Below are 19688 nucleotides of genomic sequence, written 5' to 3' on the forward strand. Positions count from 1 at the left end.
CATACGGAAATACTCAAAGCCTTTTTTATACAATAAATTCAACCTCAAAGTCTAAATCCGAAACTTGAGTAAAATGTGAGTTCGTAGATAATTCATTGAGTATTGAAGCCGAGGAAGATTGGGTGACGGCAGACTTCCGACATCCGCTTGAAAGCCACTATGAAGGTATGACCATATACTATATGGTGGAAAGTTATTGCGATGAGACTTATGCAACAAATGATGCAGAGGGGAAATATTTCCCGACACGCGTCAGTGTGGACTTTCATTTGAAAGAGCCAGTTTTGTGTGGTTACGAGCGGTTCAACAGTATGGATGAGGCATTAGCCTATTTCACACATGTCTTGAAACGTGACACTCTTACTGTTGATGACATCCACAAGTGGAACTGTGAGCATTGGAAGGACGGCTTCATCTATTTCAATGAGTATAAGGTTGATTTACGATGATGCAGTTGTCAAGATAATAACAGAGGAAGCCGAAACGCTGGAAAGGGAGTAGGCAAAACTTTTAAAAGACATGAGACATGTTTCTCTTTCTATGTGGAATCTTGATAGTTGTGTTTGGCGGCTACATACTGATAAGTCTCATACAACTCGTCTTTATGATTATTGGCTGGATTATCCAAGCCATATTCAGTATCTTTGAATAAGATATGATTGCAACAAAAAGTTAATTTTTTGTTGATTTTCTATGGTCTGATTTTTTTATTTCAGAAAAACAGGGTAAATTGTCGCGCGACAACTAAAAACATTAAAGACATGATGAACAACAATTCTACAACAAACAGTGAAAAGAAGCCTATCATTAACAACGATGAGGCTTTGCGTCTTATCGACCTCATCCAGCAGGGCGACTCCAATGCTGAGAACGAATTGGCAGAACTCGGTTCTGTCTTTGTCAAGGCTGTTGCAAAGCAGTATGTTGACAAGGGTCTGTCTAAGGAAGAACTTATTGCTGCCAGTCGTTACGGAATGATACGTGCCAGTCATAAGTTCGACAAGTCGCGTGGCTTCAAATTTGCTTCGTATGCCGTATGGTGGATGCGCGAAGCTATTCTGCAAGAGATCCGCAAAAAAGAAAACAACTAAACGACAAAAGAATATGATACGTAAAGATTTGGGTGACATCCGTGCGCTTACACTAATCAGAGTGGTTCTTGAAAGGACAGAGGACCAAGAGCTGAGAGAACAACTGCAGGAGTATCTTCAAACCAATGAAGAACTATGGTCGGATGTTCATCAGAAAGACTTCTACGACTTTGCCACCACACTCGCAAAAGAGTGGATCGCAAGTCATCAATCATAAAGTTAAACTATATCACAGACAATGAAAGAGATTAACGCAGAAATATATTTGAATGGAAATAATGACGGTACTACCGTCAAACTCTCTGACGAAGAAGCAGATAATCTCCTTACGTTATGGAAAGAAGCCCAAGACACCATTCTCAAAGGCATGGAGGAAGAAGACTATTGGGAAAAGTTTGACCCTTGGTTAAAGGAAAAAGCTCCTAACCTCCATGAGAAGATAATGGATGCTTACTATCAGGAAACCAGCGAGCGATTGAGCATAGGAGGATGGGTAGAGAGTGATGAATTTATGTCAATAGGTCATGACATAGACGGGGCATATCTTGATTACGACAATGAAGTTGTTATCAACCAAATTTTTCCTCCATCAAAATAAAGGTCTAAACGAAAAGAAAATGAGAATATATCTGAAAGTAAAGAAAGACAACGCCTATCACGTTACCAGCCTTTGGAGCAAGCACATTAAAGAGCAAATTTTGGAAACTGTCAAAGAAGTAAGTCAGAATTGGATGTTTGAGCCGAAGTTATATCCTATGTTTTATCAAGAGGATACGCATAGCCACTTTGTTGAAGCAAACAACGAACGTTTCTTCTTCGAATGCTTGATGTACGAGCTTTGCTTTGTGTGGGAATTAAACGATTTCGAAGGATACGATGATGAGTACTCTGATTTTGCACGCGAAAGAGATGTATTTTTAGATAAAGATAAGGTAGAGCCTTCCAAGGAATACGTCTATATCGGTTCGTACATATATGGACAAGAAGAACCGCTTGCTCTCCCTGGACTTGTGTTCGACCCCGAATACGCAGAGGATGGTGAGGTTTTGGCAGAATGTATGTTTACGAGTGATTTTGAAGACGAAAAATTAAAACGGGCATATATGTCTAATGGAAACTATGAGGAATGTGAAAAGGATACTCCAGCTTTGTAGCATAGCCTTGTTGGCATTGTCTATATGCTCTTCATGTTTGAACAAGTCTTCCGATACAAGTCTCGATAAGAGTTCAAGTATGTCTGACTCTACCGAGATTTACCATACAATAGTCTCTGACGACAGTCTCGTGACAGCCATTTGGCATGACACCGGCGAAGGTGGAACAGCACCAGACATTGACTGTGTGGTAAAATTCAAATCAGAAGACGGCGAGCAGCATGAGGAGCATCGCCCCTTACTACGACTTGCTCACCCTAATGATGATTACAGCCACCATGAAGTGCAGAAGATAGTGAGCCTTGACGATGAATACGGCAATCGCTCCTACGTGTTCTTCCTCTCTGCTAAAGTGGGAAGCAACGAGTACGCTCACGACATTGTGGCTTTTGAGATTGTAGGCGACAGTCTGCGACCATTGTACAACTTTAAAATTGATTAGAGATGGAAGAAGACATAACAATAGATTGGGAGACTTTTGTCAAGTCACAGTTGCATTGGATAAGAGTGGTATATAAAATAGAGGGCAGACAAGAGAACCTTCAAGAAATATACAATCTCTACAAGGAATTTGCCGACAAGAAACGCCCCGCTATGGAAGATGACGAGGAGCCAGGTTGGGAAGGCAACATCATTTTAGCTCTCGGCATAGACTATGGCGAGAGCAATCTTTGTGGCAACATACTCCATTGTGACCTTAAAAACGAAGTTCTCGAAATAGAAGCAGAGGAAGTCGCATTCATCACTGATTTCAAGATTCTGGTTGAAAATCACTATAAAGACCTGAAAGTATATTTCATCACGGAAGACAAAGAAGGCGACATCTATACCACCAACGATGCCTACCGCAAGTATTTCCACGGCTTGCCGAGCGACTACATTGTTGTTCCTTAAACCATTGAAAAAGATAAAAAAATAGAGACATGGGCATTAAAACATTCTTTGCATCACTAATGATGCTGATAACCATAGCCGCTATGTGTTCGCCGCTGTACCTTGTTTGGCTCGGATTGACGATGAGCGGCTCTGCATTAGTGCGTATAGGCTTGATAGTCGTCGGACTTATCCTGTGCAGACTATTCAAACCAATATCCAACTTGTTTGACAAGGATTTCAAGATCTTCTAAAAAGCAGGATGTCGAGTCTTTTCTAAAAAGTCTAAGACATCCTGTTGGCTGTACCAGTACTTATCACCAATTTTTGAATAGGCGAGCAATCCTTGCTCTCTGTATTTTTGTATAAGCCGTTCTTCAACACCAAGCACTTTACACAATTCTTTATTGTTGTAATATTGCGGTTGAGTAACACATTTATCTTTGAGCATAGAGACTTTTAGAGTTAAGTCTCTGACTTTCGACACAATGGCTTCCCATTGTGTCTTTTCAATAAGCAGCATCTCTTTCTTTTCTGTCATAATTTTTAAAGTTAGTTCTAAATATATAATAATGCGTATTAGCAAAATGCTTCACGTTTGTTGTTTGCCATAAATTCATCAATGTCTGTTTGGGTGTACCAATACTTATCACCACATTTGCTATAGGACAGCAAATCATTATAGCGATATTTACGTAATAGCTTCTCGTTTATGCCAAGTACATCGCAGATTTCGTGGTTGGTGTATATGGTCAAACCTCTTTTTCCATTCATATCTCGAATTGCTTTTTCGTTTTCTTCCAAGCTTGCCATCAGCTTATTGATAGTTTCATTATCTACTTTCTTATAATATTCTTTCATCTACTCAAAAATTAAATTTTGGCTTGTATAGGAAGTTGGATAATAAGTCTATTGTTGAAGCTGATTTGTAATTTTTTTTGAACTTTTTTATGCAAATTCTAAACTTTTTCATCAAGACTCAATACAAGAGAAAAAGAGTTAGATAAAATATTTTATTAATTTAAAATTTTAAAATTATGAAGAAGTATGTAAAGAAAATGTTGGTGGTTCGTAAGAAGGCCACAGTTTTGGTAGAGTGTGATGAGGAGATTCTTGATAAGGTAGTTGTAAGATGTCGTAAACACTCTGGTGAAGTTTATGTTTATTTCAAAACTGGTGAAGGTCGAAAGTTGCGAAAGTTGAAGAAGATAAGTTCGGTGGAGAGGTCTCATGTAAAGCCAGAGACTTCCACCCCAACAACCCCCGAGACAACAACATCAACAAATACCACCCCTAATATTAATAAGGTGACAATCGTAGATGAAGAACCTAAACGCCAGATTTGTTGGAGAAAGTTCAGAACAGAGATAAGTAAGGTCGGTGGTATCGATGTTTACATGAAGTCTTGTCGCGATAATACCACCATCGAAACAATTCTCTTAAAGTATCCAGACTTTCTGAGAGGTATCAAGCTCTATGAAGGGGGAAGTAAAGGCGTGTGGAAGCTTATTGTTCAAAAAAAGATGGAAACAGTCCGTAATATCTACGAAAGATACTTCATGGACATTAATCAATTCCTTCTCTAATAAAAAAGTTGGAGAAAAAATAAACTTTTATCATCGCTTTTATAATAAGCGATGATAATGAAAAATGAGTTTTAAATTTTAGTGATGTAGAGACTCGTAATTATTATATAATAATTTATCCAGCAATGGAAGGGTGTAAGATGTCTCCTTTAAGTACATCTTCAAATTAAAATATAAATATGGGAAAAAATAAAATTATGCCTGTTGCCCTAGTTTCAGACATGACAGGTGAAAAATTGGTATTTGAGTCAAGACGCAAGGCTGCAATCTTTTTAGGTGTAGAATACTCGTATTTAAAACAATACCTTAAGAATGGACGCGGGCATCTCGTGAAGAAAGGCTATTATGTCGAATTGTTGCCTCAAGAGCCAGTAAAAGAAAACGCTTTGTTTTAAGCGAAGAGGTTAGAGGTGTCCCTCTTGTTGTACACCTTATTATATATGCACACAATGAGTTGCATTAAAATGCCGCATAATAGATTTATATTGTCTGCGGCAATCAGATTATTCACTAGGCTTAAGTAAAAACAATTATGGAGTAGGGTGCACACTCTCCTTAATTGTTTTGAACGAGCCACAAAATAAAGATTATAACAATGGAAAGTAATAACATGCAGAGTCAAGTGTTGGATGGTTCTGCGACAATTAAGGGAGGGTCTGACTCTATGAGACTTTCATCAGACTCTATTGATAATGAGAAGGAGAATGTCTCTAAGTTTATGAATTACGAAAACGGATATTTCTCATATATCCGATTAGGGCAAGAAGGAACATGTAGATACTACGAAAATATTGACTCTGCCTATCATTATGCATTACGGGAATGTGAGACTCGATTAAAACAAGGAATATATGGAAGTAGAATGTCGTTCATCGTTACAGGTCCAGATCATGTACCGATATTTAATGGTGAACCCAAAAGAAACGGAAAAATAAAGTTCTCCATATATAATGGTAATGGCACCTCATATCTCGCAACTATTACAGACGAACACAACAAATCATTTTTTCAAACTAATATTAATGCTATGAAACATACAGAAATTACAACAAGCAACAGAACAGTCACAACAAACAAGGTGTCTTTCACTAATTCGGAAGATGCAGACCTTATCAATTTCAATGCAAGCATCTTCATAGACAAGAACATCCTTACCGAAGATAATGTCAAATTCTTGTGTCTTTCAAAGGAGTCTGCTCAAAATATGGCGAAAATAGTACAAGAGACCGCCATTGCTTATAAAGATGCAGATAACGAAACATTCATGAAGGCTATACATAAAGTCTCAAAACGAATGATAACCGTAACAAAGAGACTGGCTTCCGGCAGGTCAACTGACGATACTCATTGCAGTATGCACGATGACTTGCTTTATTGTGCTGCACATTGCAAGTTATATGATTCTTTGTTTGACGGATCAAACACTTGGAGAAAAACACCGGGCAAACTCAATTATAATAAACTGGAAGATGCCATTATTGATATGTATGACCGAGGACAGAAGATGCTTCTTGAAGTTTCTGAGAAGAAATCGAAAAAGATGACAGACGAAACAACACATACAAAACGAGAGATTACGATAATAAATGATTATGGGCGTCAGACATTCAATGATATTGTACAAGCAGTCACCTCCACTATTATGACTTATGCAAAACCATCAGAAGACACGTTATTCTATTTGAATATGAAAGGGTCAACACTTGATTCGGAAGTCAAGTCACTGACCAATAATGTAGTAACAGTAACACAAAACAACAACCTGATGATATTCAAGACTATTTCAGATATTTCAGAAGAGATGAATGTAAGTGACTATACGGACAATGACACACTCAGAAAAGATGTGCGTACAACCATTGCAAAACTTATTATATGTGCTGCGCTGTCAGATAAAACACGCCAACTTATTTCAAGTGTAGTTGATTTGACCTCTATTGAAACTTTCGTCAGTTCATCGTTCAAGATGGCTGCCTAATTATTAATCCGACTGTTTGAAAATCAGGAATGGTTTTCAAACAGTCACTAAAAACAAATAAAACAGATGAAAAACATAACGATGTTCACCCTTTTCAGTGGGTATGAGTCTCAGATGATGGGACTTCTTAATGCCGTAAAGAAATTTAACAACCGTTTCAAAGCAGAACTTGTTGGTTGGTGCGAAATTGACAAAGCTGCCCGACTTGTACATAATCTTGCATTTCCTGAATATGCAGACAGATGTTATCCAGATGTAAGAGAAATTGATTGGGACAAAGTCTCGGATTTCGATATACTTTTCTATTCTAGTCCATGTCAGAGTGTTAGTCGAGCTGGGGCACATGGCGGTATAGAGAAAGATTCAGAAACTAAGTCTTCGTTGATATGGGAAGTAGAGAGAGCCATTGCAGTAAAACGCCCGAAATGGCTAATCTTGGAGAATGTGGAAGGACTGCTTGACCCTAAATTTATGAATGACTATTTGTTATGGACGAGAACAATTTCAAGCTATGGTTACAAGAGTGTATTCAAAGTCCTTTGTGCAGCAGATTTCGGAATACCACAGAACAGACGAAGGGTGTTCTTAATTTCTAAGAGAATAGACAAAGATGAGGATTTTAATTTTGAATGGCCAAGTAAGTTACAGGAAATGCCCAAACCTGAGACACTGCTTTCAGACAGAGTTGATGATGACTATTATCTCAGCAAGGAAGAGACAGATACCTTTGTAGACCTTATCAAGAATGCGACATATGGATACACAAGTTCTATAGATGCGAGTGCCGGTTATCCGACTAAAATTCTGACTTCTCAATTAGACAAGCGTATTTCCGTCATGGTGTCTCCATTATGTAAGAATGGTGCTATCCCGACACTAATGACAAGTATTCAAGGCGGCAATCTTACATCATTGACAGGATGCCGAAGAGAAAAAGCACCATGCGTTATAGAAGTTTGGACAGGCAAGAAAGGTTTGCAACCTCAGAGCCTAAAAAGTCAAAAGGTATCATGTCAACAAGTTAAGGCTGAAAGAGAATGTGCTGACAGGGAGCGCATCTTAAAATTAATAAACAGCCTTAAAGATGGCCAGTATCTCAGAATTAGGCGACTTACTCCTGATGAATGTTTCCGATTTATGGGTGTTGAACAATTCTACATCAATAGAATATTGAATCCTTACGAAACATTAGAGAAAGAATGTTATACAGAAGAACAGATAACGAGACTTATGACCATAGAAGGTCGTAAATGCAAGACTTCGGACTATTCTCTATATGGTAGAGTTGGAAACTCAATCGTGGTGAATGTGTTGACCGCTATCTTTTCCGCTATCATAGAGCAATTTCCAGACTCTTTTGATGATGTCTACGAAACGTCTCCAGAAGAATTGAGAGCTGCAAGGAAACGAGAAAGTCAACGTAGGTATTATGAAAAACATAAAGAAGAAATACGTCGTAAAAGCCGTGAATATCATAAACGACAGCGAGCTAACAAAAAGAATCAATAAACAAAATGTGTAACTTTGTGGAGACCACGCAAATGGTCTCTACATTAAAATAAAAACAAGAAGAATATGAGCAATATAACAAAAAAATAAACGGTAAGGAATATACATTCGATGTAACTACACTCGACATCAAACTTGTTGACTATGGTGGATTCTATGGTACTGACATCAGAGTAGACGTAAAGGTCAAATGCAATAATAATGAAGATGAATTCTCAGTAGAGTTATGTTATCCTATGGGTGATGCATACGATTATTATAGTGAGATGGACTATGCGGACTTAGCTGAGATGTTTGGTGAAACAGCCGAAGAAATAGAGCCTGATTTCTCTGCATGGTATGACAAGCATAGTGATAAACTTGAAACGGATTATGTCAATCTGTTTATAGATGAGTGTTTTTGGGAAGATGAAGAACCTTTTCAAGAAATGGTACTCGACGAATTGTTGAGTGATAAGAGTGACAACAAAGACGAATTACTTGCCCTCATTGTTTCAGACTCCGATGAAATAACGACTATAGAAACAGATGAAGAGTTCATGTATATCCCTGATTTTATGGACGATGAAACAACAGATGAAGAGTTCGAGAATATCCTTGAATACAGAAAAGGGTATCCGTGTGATTGTTGGGGTGCTCCTAAGGAATATAAGTTATTTACGGTTATAGTTAACATGTATGCGAGGTTTGAGGTAGAAATGTATCTCAGCAAATATGCTGCATGCAACTATGAAGTAGGTGTCGGTTGGGGCAATATATTCGAGTATGCCAATGACATGCTTTCAAAGTTTTTGTCACGCGAGAATATAAAGACAATCAAAGACTTGAAAGACTATCTAGCTAACAATGAGAATAGAATATTGTTGGAAGATTGATAGTTATTCAGAATGACCATTTGTGCGTGTTGCTCCGCCTTTTACGGTCTTTCACTACGAAATAAAGTGATCGAAAAGGTTGACACGGCAATATAATCACTTGATACTCAATACGCCTTGTTCCTCTTCAACGAGGACGAATACTAACAGCTATGAGTTGGCTGCGCGCCAGCTTAAAGCACAAAAATATAAGCGGTATAGAGATTTCGTAAAGAAATTTCTATACCGCTTTTTAGGTCTTTGTAGGTTTTGATTGATTAGAATATGGAGATTTTGCAGACAAGTGATTATTCCAAACATCAAAAAAAGCATATTATACTCATTTTCAGATAAAAAGCATTACCTTTGCTTCCGGATTTTGTCACAAGTGACAATTTTTAGAATAATATGATAGTAAACAGAAGTAAATATATAGACCAATTAGTACGTTCAAAAGAGAATGGACTGATAAAAATAGTCACTGGACTACGCCGTTCTGGCAAGTCTTTCCTGCTAAAGAAACTCTTTCGCCAGCATTTGCTTAATGAGGGAGTTACAGAAGACCATATCATAATCATTGATATGGAAAGTCGTAAGAACAAAAACTTTAAAGACCCAGATTTTTTGCTTGATTGGGTTGAAAAAGAAATGAAGGACGACTCTACTTATTATATTATCATTGATGAAGTGCAGGAAGTCAATGACTTTGTTGAGGTTCTTTCAACATTATCGGTGACAGAAGGAACGGATGTATATGTCACTGGCTCAAACTCTCGCTTTCTTTCATCAGACGTGGTTACGGAGTTCCGTGGCAGAGGTGATGAAATTCATGTTTGGCCTTTGTCGTTTGCAGAGTTTATGTCTGTTTATGAAAGTTCAAAGGAAGAAGGATGGGCTGAATATCTGATGTTTGGAGGTCTGCCACAACTTCTCACACAAGTTGGTGACGACAAAAAAGCTGACTTTTTGCGTCGTCTGTATCGCACTGTGTATCTTAGAGACATCTACGAGAGAAATCCGATAGAAATGAAAGCTGAATTTGAAGAACTCTCAAAGACAGTGGCATCAAGTATCGGTGCACCAGTTAATGCGCAGAATATAGCAAATACATTCAAGTTTGTCAGTAAGGTACAAGGTATCAGTGTTAAGACCATTTCCATGTATTTGGGATATATGCAAGACTCATTCCTGATAGAGAAGTCTGAACGGTATGACATCAAAGGAAGAAAGTATATTGGCGCTCTTTGCAAATACTATTATCAAGACATAGGTTTACGCAATGCGATTCTTTCATTCCGCCAAAACGAGACAACGCATATTATGGAGAATGTCATTTACAATGAAATGCGTATGCGTGGCTGGCTTGTTGATGTTGGCAATATCTTTCATCGTGTTAGGAATAAGGCAGGCAAACAGCAACGTGTAACACTTGAAGTCGATTTTGTTTGTAACAAAGGTTGTGAGCGTATCTATATCCAGTCTGCCTACAAAATGCCAGATGAGGAAAAGATGGAGCAAGAGAAACGTTCTCTGAAACTTGTAGATGATTCATTCCGAAAAATAATAGTAGTGGGGGAACATACAAAAACATGGAGTGACGAAAAGGGTATACAAATAGTCAGCATTTATGATTTCCTTTTGAACCCATCATTTACAGAGTAGTGTATAGCATTGTCTTTTCTTCGTGCCTGCTTAGAGCACAAAAATATAAGCGGTATAGAGATTTCGTAAAGAAATTTCTATACCGCTTTTTTATGGTTTCAATTGCTTTATAATCCACCGTTCTTCATGTCTCTTCTCACTTTCTCTCGCCATGTATTGGTCTTGCGTGAGTTGTTGTCGAACTCGCGCTTGCCGTGCTTGTAGTGCTTGTCGTACTTGTAGTCGCGGTCGTAGCGCTTCTTGTCGTGCTTGTATTCTTTCTCGTAGCGTTTCTTGTCGTGCTTCCACTTCTTGTCGTACTTGTACGGCTTGCCGTAATAGTGCGGGTGAGGGTGGTTGGGACGATAGTTGTGCTTGGGATACTTGTTGTATATGTTGTATATGTAAGTGTTGTTGTTCCAGCCGATGGGGTGGTAGAAGTAGTAAGCCTCCTTGAACCGCTTCCACTGTCGGGCGTTGAGCATGCGCTTGAGCTGCCTGTTGCGGTAGTGCCATCCGTAGGCGTCGATGTCGCGATAGCTGCGTATGCCGTCGAGATAGTTGAGATTGATGTTCAGGAGGCTGTTGCGCTGAGCACTGTTCAGTCCCAGCTCCACAATCATCTTGTCGGTGATGAAGCGGGCTTCTGTCTGAATATCTGTGAGTCGCTGTGCATTGGCTGATGTTATCATCACGAATGCGGCTACAATTGCCAATAATGTACGTTTCATAATCCAAATAGTTTAAGGGTTATTACTGTTTTATTGTTTATGCTGCAAAGATAGTGCTTTCCCGATTGCGAAACAAGGGGAAAACCATAAAGCGCAGTATGGTTTCCCCTAAAGATACGGGGGGATTTTTCAAAAGGACTCCTTTTGGAGTGCAAAAGGACTCGTTTTGGAGTGTAAAAGGACTCCTTTTGAGTTGCAAAAGGACTCGTTTTGGAATGCAAAAGGACTCCTTTTTAAATGTTGAATGTTAAATGTTGAATGTTGAATTAAAAAAAACTTCATTTTTTGTGTCGCTTTTTCGCTGCAAGGTTGTCATTGTAGTATAAAGACCTGAATAGAAATGACAGACAACGACATGCAAAGGCTTTGGACAGAAGCCTCCGACATATCCAGCCGACTTACGGAAATGCGCAGCATCGACACCCAGGCTGCCTACAGGAATGTGCGCCATAAGGTGCGCAGCAACCGTCTGCGCCGTGCAGCAGCCACTATGTTCAGCCGTGCAGCAGCCGTGCTTGTGTTGCCGCTCATCATGTCCACCGCCACCTTATATTATATGTACACCCACGACCGCAGCCACCCTTCGGCCACAGCAATGGTGGAAGTGACAGCCCCGGCAGGCACAACGGCACGCGTGATGTTGCCCGACAGCTCGGAAGTGTGGCTCAATTCGGATAGCCGCCTTACCTATCCGCAGACCTTCGACAGCCGCGAACGCACGGTCAACCTTAAGGGTGAGGCATTCTTCAGCGTCAGTTCCGACCGCCAGCATCCCTTCAACGTCTGCCTTGACGGCGGACTGCGGGTGATGGCACACGGCACACGCTTCAACGTATGTTCGTACGACGACAGCGACAACGTAGAGATGACGCTCGAGCGCGGAGCCATCGACGTGATGCACGACGGCAACACACTGGAGCGGCTCAAGCCCAACGAGCAGGTGGTGTACGACCGCCGCAACCATTCGTGGACACTCAGTCGCGTGGACATAGAGGAGTACGGATCGTGGAAGACTGGGCGTCTCGTGTTCCGTAATATGCCGCTCGGCAAAGTGTTTGAGCAGGTGGAACGCAGATACAACACCCAAATCGTATTGCACGACAGCAGCCTGATGCGCCGCAAGATACGCGCCACGTTCGCCAGCGAGAGTCTCGAACAGATACTCGCCGACATCCGCCTCGTCACACCGATACGATGGACCGCCACGACAACGCCCGGCGGACACAACCGCATAGACATATACAGCAGCAAAGCTAAAAACTAAAACATAATATATAAACCTAAATCCAAAAATTACATTACTATGAGACAAGACAATCGGATGAATGTACATTCGCGTCAGAGGCTGTGGACACACCTGCCCGCGGCTCTGGCAGCATCGCTCATGCTTGGCCTTGCCACTCCGTGTGGAGCAATGGCTCAGAACACAAGTGCAAGAATCACCGTCAAGGGAGGTACTCTTGAACAGGCTATGAGCCAGATTGAGCACCAATGCAACATGACATTCCTGCTGTCTACCGACAACATCAACACCAAGCAGCACGTCAATTCCAGTCTGAAGGACGTGCCCTTGAAGGATGCGCTTGCCAAGATGCTCGCAGGTACGGGCATAAGCTATAGCTTCTCGGGCAATCAGATAGTGCTCGCACGCCACCAGCAGGCTGCCGCACGACAGCAACAGCAGCCCAAGGGCAGCATCATCAAGGGTCGTGTGCTCGACTCTACGGGCGAACCCATTATCGGTGCGAGCGTGTTTGTGAAGGGTACTAAGACCGGAGCCGTTACCGACATCGACGGCAACTATCAGCTTACGGCATCGCCCAACGCCACACTCGTCGTTTCATACATAGGATTCAAGGACATGGAGGTGAAGGCAGCCGATGCCGCCAACATCATCTTGCGCGAAAACACCGAGTCGCTTGGCGAAATCGTAGTTGTGGGCTACGGCACACAGAAGAAGGCCAACCTGACCGGAGCCGTAAGCAGTGTGAAGATGGACGACGTGCTTGGCAACCGTCTCTCTGTCGTTTATTCTGCAGGGAGTGGGCAAGCGCGACCTTTGGCTTATGAACGAATTGACCTATCCTATATACGACCCGTGGTCGACACTCTATAGCAACCAGATCGACTACTGGACACCGGAGCGCACCGACGCATTCTATCCGCGTCTGTACAAGGAATCGGCAGGCAACACAAAGGCCAATACTCTCACACAGACACGCTATCTGCTCAACGGCGCTTACCTTACAATCAAGAACATAACACTGACGTATGCCCTGCCACGCACATGGCTTAAGCACATCGGACTGAGCCGTGCTGCCGTGTTCGTAAGCGGTGAGAACCTCTGCACATTCGACCATCTGCCCAAGGGCGTGGATGCCGAGCGTGTCGTTACAAGCGATTACGGCTCGCGCGGATTCACCTATCCGTATATGCGCCAGTTCTCGTTCGGTGTGAACGTAACCCTCTAACTCTACTAAAAACCTAAAAAAACTATGAAGAAGAGATTTCTAATATATATTGCGGCTGCTGCGATGCTCACGTCGTGTCTCAACAACGACTTCATGAACGTCTACCCTAAGAACCAGCAGACCGAAGAATCAGTCTTCACGACGTACGACAATTTCAAGACATACTCGTGGGGTCTGTACAACGTGTTCTTTGGATATTCGTATGGAACGGGTCAGACTGATGCCGTATTCCAGGGCGACTACGAGTCGGACAATATGCTCAAAGGTCCCGCAGGCAACGAAAACAAGTGGGCTTACGGCAAGGTTAAGGCCGAGTCGCAATCGTCTGACTGGGACTACAGCTACATCCGTACTGTCAATCTGATGCTCGATGGCATTGCCGGATCGCAGATGAATGAAGCCGACAAGAACCACTGGCGCAGCGTGGGACTGTTCTTCCGTTCGTACAAGTATTTCCTGATGATGTCGAAGTTCGGCGACATTCCATGGGTAGACCATGTACTTCCCGACAACGACCCTGCCCTGTACGGCGCACGCACACCGCGCAACGAGGTGGCAGAAAACATCCTGAACGACCTGAAGTGGGCTGAGGCCAACATCAAGCCTGCCGGCGATGGCGACAATACCGTCAACCGTGCCGTTGTGCAGGCACTCATCTCGCGCTTCTGTCTGTTTGAAGGCACATGGCGCAAGTATCACAATATGGCTGATGCCGAGAAGTATCTGCAGGAATGTGTACGTGTAGCGCCCGAACTTCTGGCTGCCTATCCTACCATAATGGAACGCTACGACGAGGTGTTCAACTCTGAAAACCTTGCCAAGCAGCCTGGTATCATACTCTACAAGCACTACGCCACCAGCCAGCTCTGCCATGGACTGACACGTATGGTGCGTACGGCTGAGTCGAACATCGAGGCCACACGCGATGCAGTAGACAGCTATCTGTGTGCCGACGGTCGTCCTTACACAGGCAACGGACACGACGTTTACGAGCAGTTCCGCTCGCGCGACTATCGTCTTTATCTCACCGTCTGTCCGCCGTACAAGGTGAATGTGGCATCCAACAAGACTACTTGGAGCCATACCGGCAATGCACAGGACCGCGAGTACATCGACCTTATGGCCGGCATTTCGGGCGAAACCTATCACCGTCTGCCTACAAGCAACTTCAAGGGATTCGTTTGCAGCCTGCAGCCGCACTTCCGCACAAACAACAAGGGACAGGCTTGGAACGCTTCGCAAATGGGATTCTGGGTGTGGAAATACTACAACACCCACACCGATGCAAGCAATGCCAACGGTGTATGTACCACCGACGCTCCGCTCTTCCGCATCGAGGAGGTCATGCTCGACTATGCTGAGGCTATGTTCGAACTCGGTCGCTTCGACCAGAGCGTTGCCGATCAGACCATCAACAAGCTGCGCAAGCGTGCACATGTTGCCGACATGCGTGTGGCTGACATTACAGCCGACTTCGATCCGAAGCGCGATGCCGATGTCGACCCAGTACTTTGGGAGATACGTCGTGAACGTCGTGTAGAGTTCATGGGCGAAGGCCGTCGTCTCGACGACTTGCGTCGCTGGCACAAAGGCAACTACGTAGACCGCCAGCCTACCGGTGTTTGGGTGAACAACGCATCAGCCGACAAGGTGAAGGTAACTGGCGGAGCCAACAGCAATGAGGGTTATGTCTACTACTACGGTCAGCCTACAGGATGGAAGGACTACTACTACCTCTATCCGCTGCCTCTTGAGGAGTTGGCACTCAACAAGAATCTTGAGCAAAACCCGGAGTGGAGCAAATCAAATAAATAATGATGAACAGCAAGACATTATTCTATATGGCATGTGTCACGGCAGCTTCAATGCAGGCTGCTGCGGCACATGCCAAAGCTGCAAATAAGAAGCACATGAACGTGCTTCTCGTTATGGCCGACGACTTGCGTCCCGAAATGGGATGCTATGGCGTTAAGGATATCCATACTCCTAACTTCGACCGCTTCGCCAAGGGTGCTGTTCTCTTCGACAACGCCTTCTGCAATGCACCGGTAAGCGGTGCTTCGCGTGCAAGTGTGCTCACCGGAATGTATCCCAATTATCCTACACGCTTCATCGACTATACATGCAAGGCGAGCGTTGATGCTCCTGACGCCATACCTATTTCCGGTTGGCTCACCTCGCATGGCTACCACACCGTGTCGAACGGCAAGATAATGCACCACATCGAGGACCATGCCGACTCTTGGAGCGAATCTCCTTGGCGCTGGCATCCCGATGGTTACGATGTATATTGGGCTGAGTACAACCGCTGGGAACTATGGCTGAACAGCGAATCGGGCAAACACATCAATCCGCGTACAATGCGCGGACCCTTCTGCGAGTCTGCCGACGTGCCCGACAGTGCTTACGACGACGGCCATGTGCTTGCAAAGACACTGACAGACTTGCGCCGTCTGCGCGATATGGGCAAGCCTTTCTTTCTGGCTTGCGGCTTCTGGAAGCCTCACTTGCCCTTCTGCGCACCCAAGAAGTATTGGGATATGTATCCCGCTGTGCCCATGGCTGCCAATCAGTATCGCCCGACGGGACTGCCACCCGAGGTGCAGAACTCAGGCGAGATTAACGCTTATGCCAGCGTAAGCACCCCCGACAACCAGGAGTTCTTGCGCCTTGTCAAGACTGGATATTACGCTTGCGTGAGCTATGTTGACGCTTTGTTCGGCCAGCTTATGGACGAGCTCGACCGATTGGGAATGGCTGACAACACCATAGTCATCGTATTCGGCGACCACGGATGGAATCTTGGCGAGCACGGATTTGTGGGTAAGCACAATCTTATGACTACAGCTACACGCGTTCCGCTTATGGTGCGAGTGCCGGGAATGGCTAAGGGCGTGAGCAAGTCGATGGTTGAGTTGGTTGATATTTATCCTACTATATGCGATCTTTGCGGCATTGACGCTCCCAAACAGCAGCTCGACGGCAAGAGTCTCACCCCGATTCTGCGCAATCCGTCGCGCAGCGTGAAGCGTGAAGTGTACGTTCAGTGGCAGGGAGGCGACAATCTGCAGGACCAACGATACAACTATGCCGAGTGGCAGAAGTCCGGAAACACGATGCTTTTCGACCATAATGCCGACCGCGACGAGAACGCTAATGTGTCGGGCAATGCCGATTATGCGCCTACGGTGAGCCGGATGAGCAAGGATATGAAGAAGATTAAGAAGTTTGCTTTCCGCAAAAAGTGGGGCAAATAAGCAATCGTGTTCTTATATATATAACTGAACCTTCGCTTGCGAAAGTAGTTAAGAAGTTAAGGAGTTTTTCGCGAAGCTCAAGGAAACTTTCGCGCCCTACGGTCGCTAAGGATTTAAGCCATTAGTTTTTTTGCTTGATATAGCATTATAAGCATTTGGCTTGACTTCTTAACTCCTTTAACTACTGAATTCTCTGAACTTGTGGAAGTTCAATATATAATAAATGTGTATTGCTGTTTTTATTGTGCAATACTTGCAAGCGTAATAATCAGCGGTGCGAAATCTTTCATTTCGTGTTCAATTATTTCCATCGCCTTCTTGCGGAAACGCTCCACCGACCTTTCCGATACGCCCAGATGCTGTGCGATTTCAGCAGTCTTGGCATGTTTCATATGGCTCATTACGAAAGCCACGCGCCACTCTTCGCGCATATTGGCAAGCGTTTGTTCGAGCCGTTGTTCCAGTTCGCTAACGCCGAGCAGGTCGTCGGGCCGCACTTCAATGTTGATATTGGCTGCGGCATACGAATTGTAGCGGTTGCGAACAGCTTGGCGTTTGATGTAGTTGAGGCATCGGTTGCGCGTGCCTGTAAGCAGCCAGCCCTTCAGCGAAGTCTCGATTATGATGTCGTTGCGGTTTTCCCATAGAGCTACAAACACCTCCTGCGCAATGTCTTCGGCTGCGCCCGGCGGCACCATACGGCGTGCGTACAAGCACAAAGGCGCATAGAGGTCATCGAAGATGTACTTGAATGCATCCTCGTCGTCGTATTCCGCTACGCGTTGCATCATACTGTCGTATGTTGATTGTTTGTCGTTCATATTAGTTATTCGCTTTTAGTATGCCAAGCACGGATTGAATGCTTCGATGATATGTTCCAGTTGGGCGTTTTCTTTATTGTTGCCAATTATGCTGATAATGTCGAAACGCACCTCGTCGACAATGCCTTTAGTCTTGATATAATTGTTGGCTGCATAGCCGATGTTGCGTATTTTCTTTATGTCTACGGCATCGTCGGGTTTTGTCACTACGTCGCTTGTGCGGGTTTTCACCTCAACAAACACTACCGTTGTGCCATCGCCAGTGCGTGCAATGATGTCGATGTCGCGGTGTCCGATGCGCCAGTCACGTTCAATAATGTCGTAGCCAATGCTCTGCAGATAGTCGGCAGCATACTGTTCGCCCCATTTTCCGAGTTCGTTGTGACGTGCCATTACTTGTAATGTATTAGGTATTTATGTTGCAAAGGTAGTATAAAAATGCCTATTTGGGATATTCTCTGACCGATTTATATTTCTTTTATAGTAAATATATTGCCTTTTTTGTCAGAAATATTTATATTTGCAACAAACGAATGATATACACTTAAAACAATTAGGGAGGATATTGGTATGAAAAAATCTATAGTCTTGGCCATTAGTGCGGTGCTTATGGTGAGCAGTTGTACCACGGGGGCCGGGGCGGGAGCTTATGCCGGAGGCTCGCTTGGCTCCATATTGGGTTCGGCTATTGGCGGTATAGCAGGCGGTCCGAGGGGTAGCGACATCGGCACTATTATCGGAATGGCAGGCGGTGCTGTTGTAGGCAGTGCTATAGGCGATGCTTCTGAGCGTCAGCAGCGTCAGGAGCAGCATGAGATTCTGTCGCGTCGCAATGAGCGCATACAACAACAGAAGCGTCAGCAAGGCTCGCCGCGAGTGTATGGTGACGATACTTACGCTTATGGCAACAACAATCGCGCTTACGACAACGACAGTTATGCTTACGGCAACGCTAACGATAACTTCAATCCGAATGATATGGTTGACCATTCCAATTCGGGCGATGACCGCATAGACTTCGGTGTAACGCCGCAAACCAATCAAAATAGTGTACGGAATAATGTGGCTGAGGGTCAGCCTTCAATCGAATCGAGTCGTGTTGAGGCTATTGCGTCGGCTGCAACTGGCGGTAGACTGACGATAAAGAACGTTCGCTTCACCGATACTGATGGCGATGGAAGGCTTAATGGGGGTGAGATAGGACGCGTGGTGTTCGAGATTTACAACAACACTCAGTCGCCTATCTACAACTTTCAGCCCTCGGTCCTTGAGGCTGATGCCAACAAGCGCATTTATATCTCGCCGAGTGTTCGTGTAGAGAGTATCATGCCGGGTCAAGGTCTGCGCTATACTGCTACGGTCAAGGCCGACCGTCGTATCAAGGACGGACAAATACGTCTTATGGTGTCAGCTCAAAAAGATGGTCGTCCGATTTCGTATATCACGGTTGTGAAGGTTGATACTCAGCGCTAATTAATTCTTTTTCACCACGAATCACACGAATCTCACGAATCTTCATTGTTCCTTATTCGTGCTATTGGTGTGATTAGTGGTGGTATATATGAATTGCATTCACCACGAATCACACTAATCTCACAAATCTTCATTGTCCCTTATTCGTGCTATTGGTGTGATTAGTGGTGGTATATATGAATTGCATTCACCACGAATCACACTAATCTCACAAATCTTCATTGTCCCTTATTCGTGCTATTGGTGTGA

The 19688-nt window shown here is 43.8% G+C and carries 24 protein-coding genes and 1 pseudogene; 20 read left to right on the top strand and 5 right to left on the bottom strand.

Annotated features, from left to right (window positions below; all coding sequences use genetic code 11):
- The first annotated feature begins 95 nt into the window (after nt 1-95).
- From I6E49_RS12355 to I6E49_RS12390, 8 genes are all read left to right on the top strand, one after another.
- On the top strand, nt 96-449 hold the full coding sequence (locus tag I6E49_RS12355) for a hypothetical protein (RefSeq protein WP_235402639.1): 354 nt from the start codon (nt 96-98) through the stop codon (nt 447-449).
- A 312-nt stretch (nt 450-761) separates the two neighbouring features.
- The gene (locus tag I6E49_RS12360) at nt 762-1091 is read left to right on the top strand and encodes a sigma factor (protein WP_235402641.1); all 330 of its coding nucleotides are present in this window, start codon (nt 762-764) and stop codon (nt 1089-1091) included.
- A gap of 13 nt (nt 1092-1104) precedes the next feature.
- Nucleotides 1105-1308, top strand: coding sequence for a hypothetical protein (locus I6E49_RS12365; protein ID WP_235402642.1), 204 nt, complete (start codon nt 1105-1107; stop codon nt 1306-1308).
- Between the two features lie 21 nt (nt 1309-1329).
- Entirely contained in the window at nt 1330-1689 is a 360-nt protein-coding gene (locus I6E49_RS12370) for a hypothetical protein (RefSeq protein ID WP_235402643.1), read from the top strand.
- A 19-nt stretch (nt 1690-1708) separates the two neighbouring features.
- Nucleotides 1709-2245, top strand: coding sequence for a hypothetical protein (locus tag I6E49_RS12375; RefSeq protein ID WP_235402644.1), 537 nt, complete (start codon nt 1709-1711; stop codon nt 2243-2245).
- The gene (locus I6E49_RS12380) at nt 2220-2687 is read left to right on the top strand and encodes a hypothetical protein (RefSeq protein ID WP_235402645.1); all 468 of its coding nucleotides are present in this window, start codon (nt 2220-2222) and stop codon (nt 2685-2687) included. The genes I6E49_RS12375 and I6E49_RS12380 overlap by 26 nt, the downstream gene beginning before the upstream one ends.
- Before the next feature lie 2 nt (nt 2688-2689).
- Complete coding sequence (locus tag I6E49_RS12385) at nt 2690-3139, top strand: hypothetical protein (protein WP_235402646.1); 450 nt, start codon at nt 2690-2692, stop codon at nt 3137-3139.
- A gap of 29 nt (nt 3140-3168) precedes the next feature.
- Entirely contained in the window at nt 3169-3372 is a 204-nt protein-coding gene (locus I6E49_RS12390) for a hypothetical protein (RefSeq protein WP_235402647.1), read from the top strand.
- Here the strand turns inward: I6E49_RS12390 and I6E49_RS12395 are convergent.
- Together I6E49_RS12395 and I6E49_RS12400 are read right to left on the bottom strand one after the other, a co-directional pair.
- The gene (locus tag I6E49_RS12395; RefSeq protein WP_235402649.1) at nt 3369-3659 is read right to left on the bottom strand and encodes a helix-turn-helix domain-containing protein; all 291 of its coding nucleotides are present in this window, start codon (nt 3657-3659) and stop codon (nt 3369-3371) included. The genes I6E49_RS12390 and I6E49_RS12395 overlap by 4 nt on opposite strands.
- A 38-nt stretch (nt 3660-3697) precedes the next feature.
- Nucleotides 3698-3979, bottom strand: a complete 282-nt coding sequence (locus tag I6E49_RS12400; RefSeq protein ID WP_235402651.1) for a helix-turn-helix domain-containing protein — start codon at nt 3977-3979, stop codon at nt 3698-3700.
- A 176-nt stretch (nt 3980-4155) separates the two neighbouring features.
- Between I6E49_RS12400 and I6E49_RS12405 the strand changes: the two genes are divergently transcribed.
- From I6E49_RS12405 to I6E49_RS12430, 6 genes are all read left to right on the top strand, one after another.
- On the top strand, nt 4156-4704 hold the full coding sequence (locus I6E49_RS12405) for a hypothetical protein (protein ID WP_235402652.1): 549 nt from the start codon (nt 4156-4158) through the stop codon (nt 4702-4704).
- Between the two features lie 179 nt (nt 4705-4883).
- Nucleotides 4884-5099: a hypothetical protein gene (locus I6E49_RS12410; protein WP_235402653.1), complete on the top strand. Its 216-nt coding sequence runs from the start codon at nt 4884-4886 to the stop codon at nt 5097-5099.
- A gap of 200 nt (nt 5100-5299) precedes the next feature.
- Complete coding sequence (locus I6E49_RS12415; protein ID WP_235402654.1) at nt 5300-6682, top strand: hypothetical protein; 1383 nt, start codon at nt 5300-5302, stop codon at nt 6680-6682.
- A 66-nt stretch (nt 6683-6748) separates the two neighbouring features.
- Complete coding sequence (gene dcm / locus I6E49_RS12420; protein WP_235402655.1) at nt 6749-8191, top strand: DNA (cytosine-5-)-methyltransferase; 1443 nt, start codon at nt 6749-6751, stop codon at nt 8189-8191.
- A 236-nt stretch (nt 8192-8427) separates the two neighbouring features.
- Nucleotides 8428-9066 carry a hypothetical protein gene (locus tag I6E49_RS12425; protein ID WP_235402656.1) on the top strand — a complete coding sequence of 213 codons (639 nt, stop codon included), beginning with the start codon at nt 8428-8430 and terminating at the stop codon, nt 9064-9066.
- Nucleotides 9067-9453: 387 nt separating this feature from the next.
- Complete coding sequence (locus I6E49_RS12430) at nt 9454-10707, top strand: ATP-binding protein (protein ID WP_235402657.1); 1254 nt, start codon at nt 9454-9456, stop codon at nt 10705-10707.
- A gap of 107 nt (nt 10708-10814) precedes the next feature.
- Here I6E49_RS12430 and I6E49_RS12435 read toward each other — a convergent pair whose 3' ends face one another.
- Complete coding sequence (locus I6E49_RS12435) at nt 10815-11417, bottom strand: hypothetical protein (protein ID WP_235402673.1); 603 nt, start codon at nt 11415-11417, stop codon at nt 10815-10817.
- A gap of 340 nt (nt 11418-11757) precedes the next feature.
- Here I6E49_RS12435 and I6E49_RS12440 point away from each other — a divergent pair, with 340 nt between their 5' ends.
- From I6E49_RS12440 to I6E49_RS12460, 5 genes and pseudogenes are all read left to right on the top strand, one after another.
- The gene (locus I6E49_RS12440; RefSeq protein ID WP_235402658.1) at nt 11758-12681 is read left to right on the top strand and encodes a FecR family protein; all 924 of its coding nucleotides are present in this window, start codon (nt 11758-11760) and stop codon (nt 12679-12681) included.
- Nucleotides 12682-12915: 234 nt separating this feature from the next.
- Entirely contained in the window at nt 12916-13533 is a 618-nt protein-coding gene (locus I6E49_RS12445) for an STN domain-containing protein (RefSeq protein ID WP_235402669.1), read from the top strand.
- A pseudogene (locus I6E49_RS12450) lies at nt 13436-13888 on the top strand (SusC/RagA family protein); the annotation flags it as partial. The gene I6E49_RS12445 and the pseudogene I6E49_RS12450, both read left to right, overlap by 98 nt.
- A gap of 24 nt (nt 13889-13912) precedes the next feature.
- Nucleotides 13913-15703, top strand: coding sequence for a RagB/SusD family nutrient uptake outer membrane protein (locus I6E49_RS12455; RefSeq protein ID WP_235402660.1), 1791 nt, complete (start codon nt 13913-13915; stop codon nt 15701-15703).
- Nucleotides 15703-17145: a sulfatase gene (locus tag I6E49_RS12460; protein ID WP_441006978.1), complete on the top strand. Its 1443-nt coding sequence runs from the start codon at nt 15703-15705 to the stop codon at nt 17143-17145. The genes I6E49_RS12455 and I6E49_RS12460 overlap by 1 nt, the downstream gene beginning before the upstream one ends.
- Before the next feature lie 239 nt (nt 17146-17384).
- On the opposite strand, the gene I6E49_RS12465 is transcribed toward I6E49_RS12460, so the two are convergent.
- Both I6E49_RS12465 and I6E49_RS12470 read right to left on the bottom strand, forming a co-directional pair.
- On the bottom strand, nt 17385-17966 hold the full coding sequence (locus I6E49_RS12465) for an RNA polymerase sigma-70 factor (protein WP_235402662.1): 582 nt from the start codon (nt 17964-17966) through the stop codon (nt 17385-17387).
- Between the two features lie 15 nt (nt 17967-17981).
- Nucleotides 17982-18359: a YraN family protein gene (locus I6E49_RS12470; protein ID WP_235402665.1), complete on the bottom strand. Its 378-nt coding sequence runs from the start codon at nt 18357-18359 to the stop codon at nt 17982-17984.
- A gap of 177 nt (nt 18360-18536) precedes the next feature.
- Here I6E49_RS12470 and I6E49_RS12475 point away from each other — a divergent pair, with 177 nt between their 5' ends.
- Complete coding sequence (locus I6E49_RS12475; protein WP_235402667.1) at nt 18537-19439, top strand: hypothetical protein; 903 nt, start codon at nt 18537-18539, stop codon at nt 19437-19439.
- The last annotated feature ends 249 nt before the right edge of the window (nt 19440-19688 follow it).

This window comes from Leyella stercorea, from assembly GCF_021531655.1.

Excerpts from the sequence above, each read along its gene's own strand:
- I6E49_RS12405 (WP_235402652.1), top strand. The coding sequence starts at position 4,156 with ATGAAGAAGTATGTAAAGAAAATGTTGGTGGTTCGTAAGAAGGCCACA.
- I6E49_RS12475 (WP_235402667.1), top strand. The coding sequence starts at position 18,537 with ATGAAAAAATCTATAGTCTTGGCCATTAGTGCGGTGCTTATGGTGAGC.
- I6E49_RS12415 (WP_235402654.1), top strand. The coding sequence starts at position 5,300 with ATGGAAAGTAATAACATGCAGAGTCAAGTGTTGGATGGTTCTGCGACA.
- I6E49_RS12360 (WP_235402641.1), top strand. The coding sequence starts at position 762 with ATGATGAACAACAATTCTACAACAAACAGTGAAAAGAAGCCTATCATT.
- I6E49_RS12395 (WP_235402649.1), bottom strand. The coding sequence starts at position 3,659 with ATGACAGAAAAGAAAGAGATGCTGCTTATTGAAAAGACACAATGGGAA.
- I6E49_RS12465 (WP_235402662.1), bottom strand. The coding sequence starts at position 17,966 with ATGAACGACAAACAATCAACATACGACAGTATGATGCAACGCGTAGCG.
- I6E49_RS12455 (WP_235402660.1), top strand. The coding sequence starts at position 13,913 with ATGAAGAAGAGATTTCTAATATATATTGCGGCTGCTGCGATGCTCACG.
- I6E49_RS12440 (WP_235402658.1), top strand. The coding sequence starts at position 11,758 with ATGACAGACAACGACATGCAAAGGCTTTGGACAGAAGCCTCCGACATA.
- I6E49_RS12390 (WP_235402647.1), top strand. The coding sequence starts at position 3,169 with ATGGGCATTAAAACATTCTTTGCATCACTAATGATGCTGATAACCATA.
- I6E49_RS12435 (WP_235402673.1), bottom strand. The coding sequence starts at position 11,417 with ATGAAACGTACATTATTGGCAATTGTAGCCGCATTCGTGATGATAACA.
- I6E49_RS12430 (WP_235402657.1), top strand. The coding sequence starts at position 9,454 with ATGATAGTAAACAGAAGTAAATATATAGACCAATTAGTACGTTCAAAA.
- I6E49_RS12425 (WP_235402656.1), top strand. The coding sequence starts at position 8,428 with ATGGGTGATGCATACGATTATTATAGTGAGATGGACTATGCGGACTTA.
- I6E49_RS12460 (WP_441006978.1), top strand. The coding sequence starts at position 15,703 with ATGATGAACAGCAAGACATTATTCTATATGGCATGTGTCACGGCAGCT.
- I6E49_RS12385 (WP_235402646.1), top strand. The coding sequence starts at position 2,690 with ATGGAAGAAGACATAACAATAGATTGGGAGACTTTTGTCAAGTCACAG.
- I6E49_RS12445 (WP_235402669.1), top strand. The coding sequence starts at position 12,916 with ATGACATTCCTGCTGTCTACCGACAACATCAACACCAAGCAGCACGTC.
- I6E49_RS12470 (WP_235402665.1), bottom strand. The coding sequence starts at position 18,359 with ATGGCACGTCACAACGAACTCGGAAAATGGGGCGAACAGTATGCTGCC.
- I6E49_RS12400 (WP_235402651.1), bottom strand. The coding sequence starts at position 3,979 with ATGAAAGAATATTATAAGAAAGTAGATAATGAAACTATCAATAAGCTG.
- dcm (WP_235402655.1), top strand. The coding sequence starts at position 6,749 with ATGAAAAACATAACGATGTTCACCCTTTTCAGTGGGTATGAGTCTCAG.
- I6E49_RS12370 (WP_235402643.1), top strand. The coding sequence starts at position 1,330 with ATGAAAGAGATTAACGCAGAAATATATTTGAATGGAAATAATGACGGT.
- I6E49_RS12365 (WP_235402642.1), top strand. The coding sequence starts at position 1,105 with ATGATACGTAAAGATTTGGGTGACATCCGTGCGCTTACACTAATCAGA.
- I6E49_RS12375 (WP_235402644.1), top strand. The coding sequence starts at position 1,709 with ATGAGAATATATCTGAAAGTAAAGAAAGACAACGCCTATCACGTTACC.
- I6E49_RS12410 (WP_235402653.1), top strand. The coding sequence starts at position 4,884 with ATGGGAAAAAATAAAATTATGCCTGTTGCCCTAGTTTCAGACATGACA.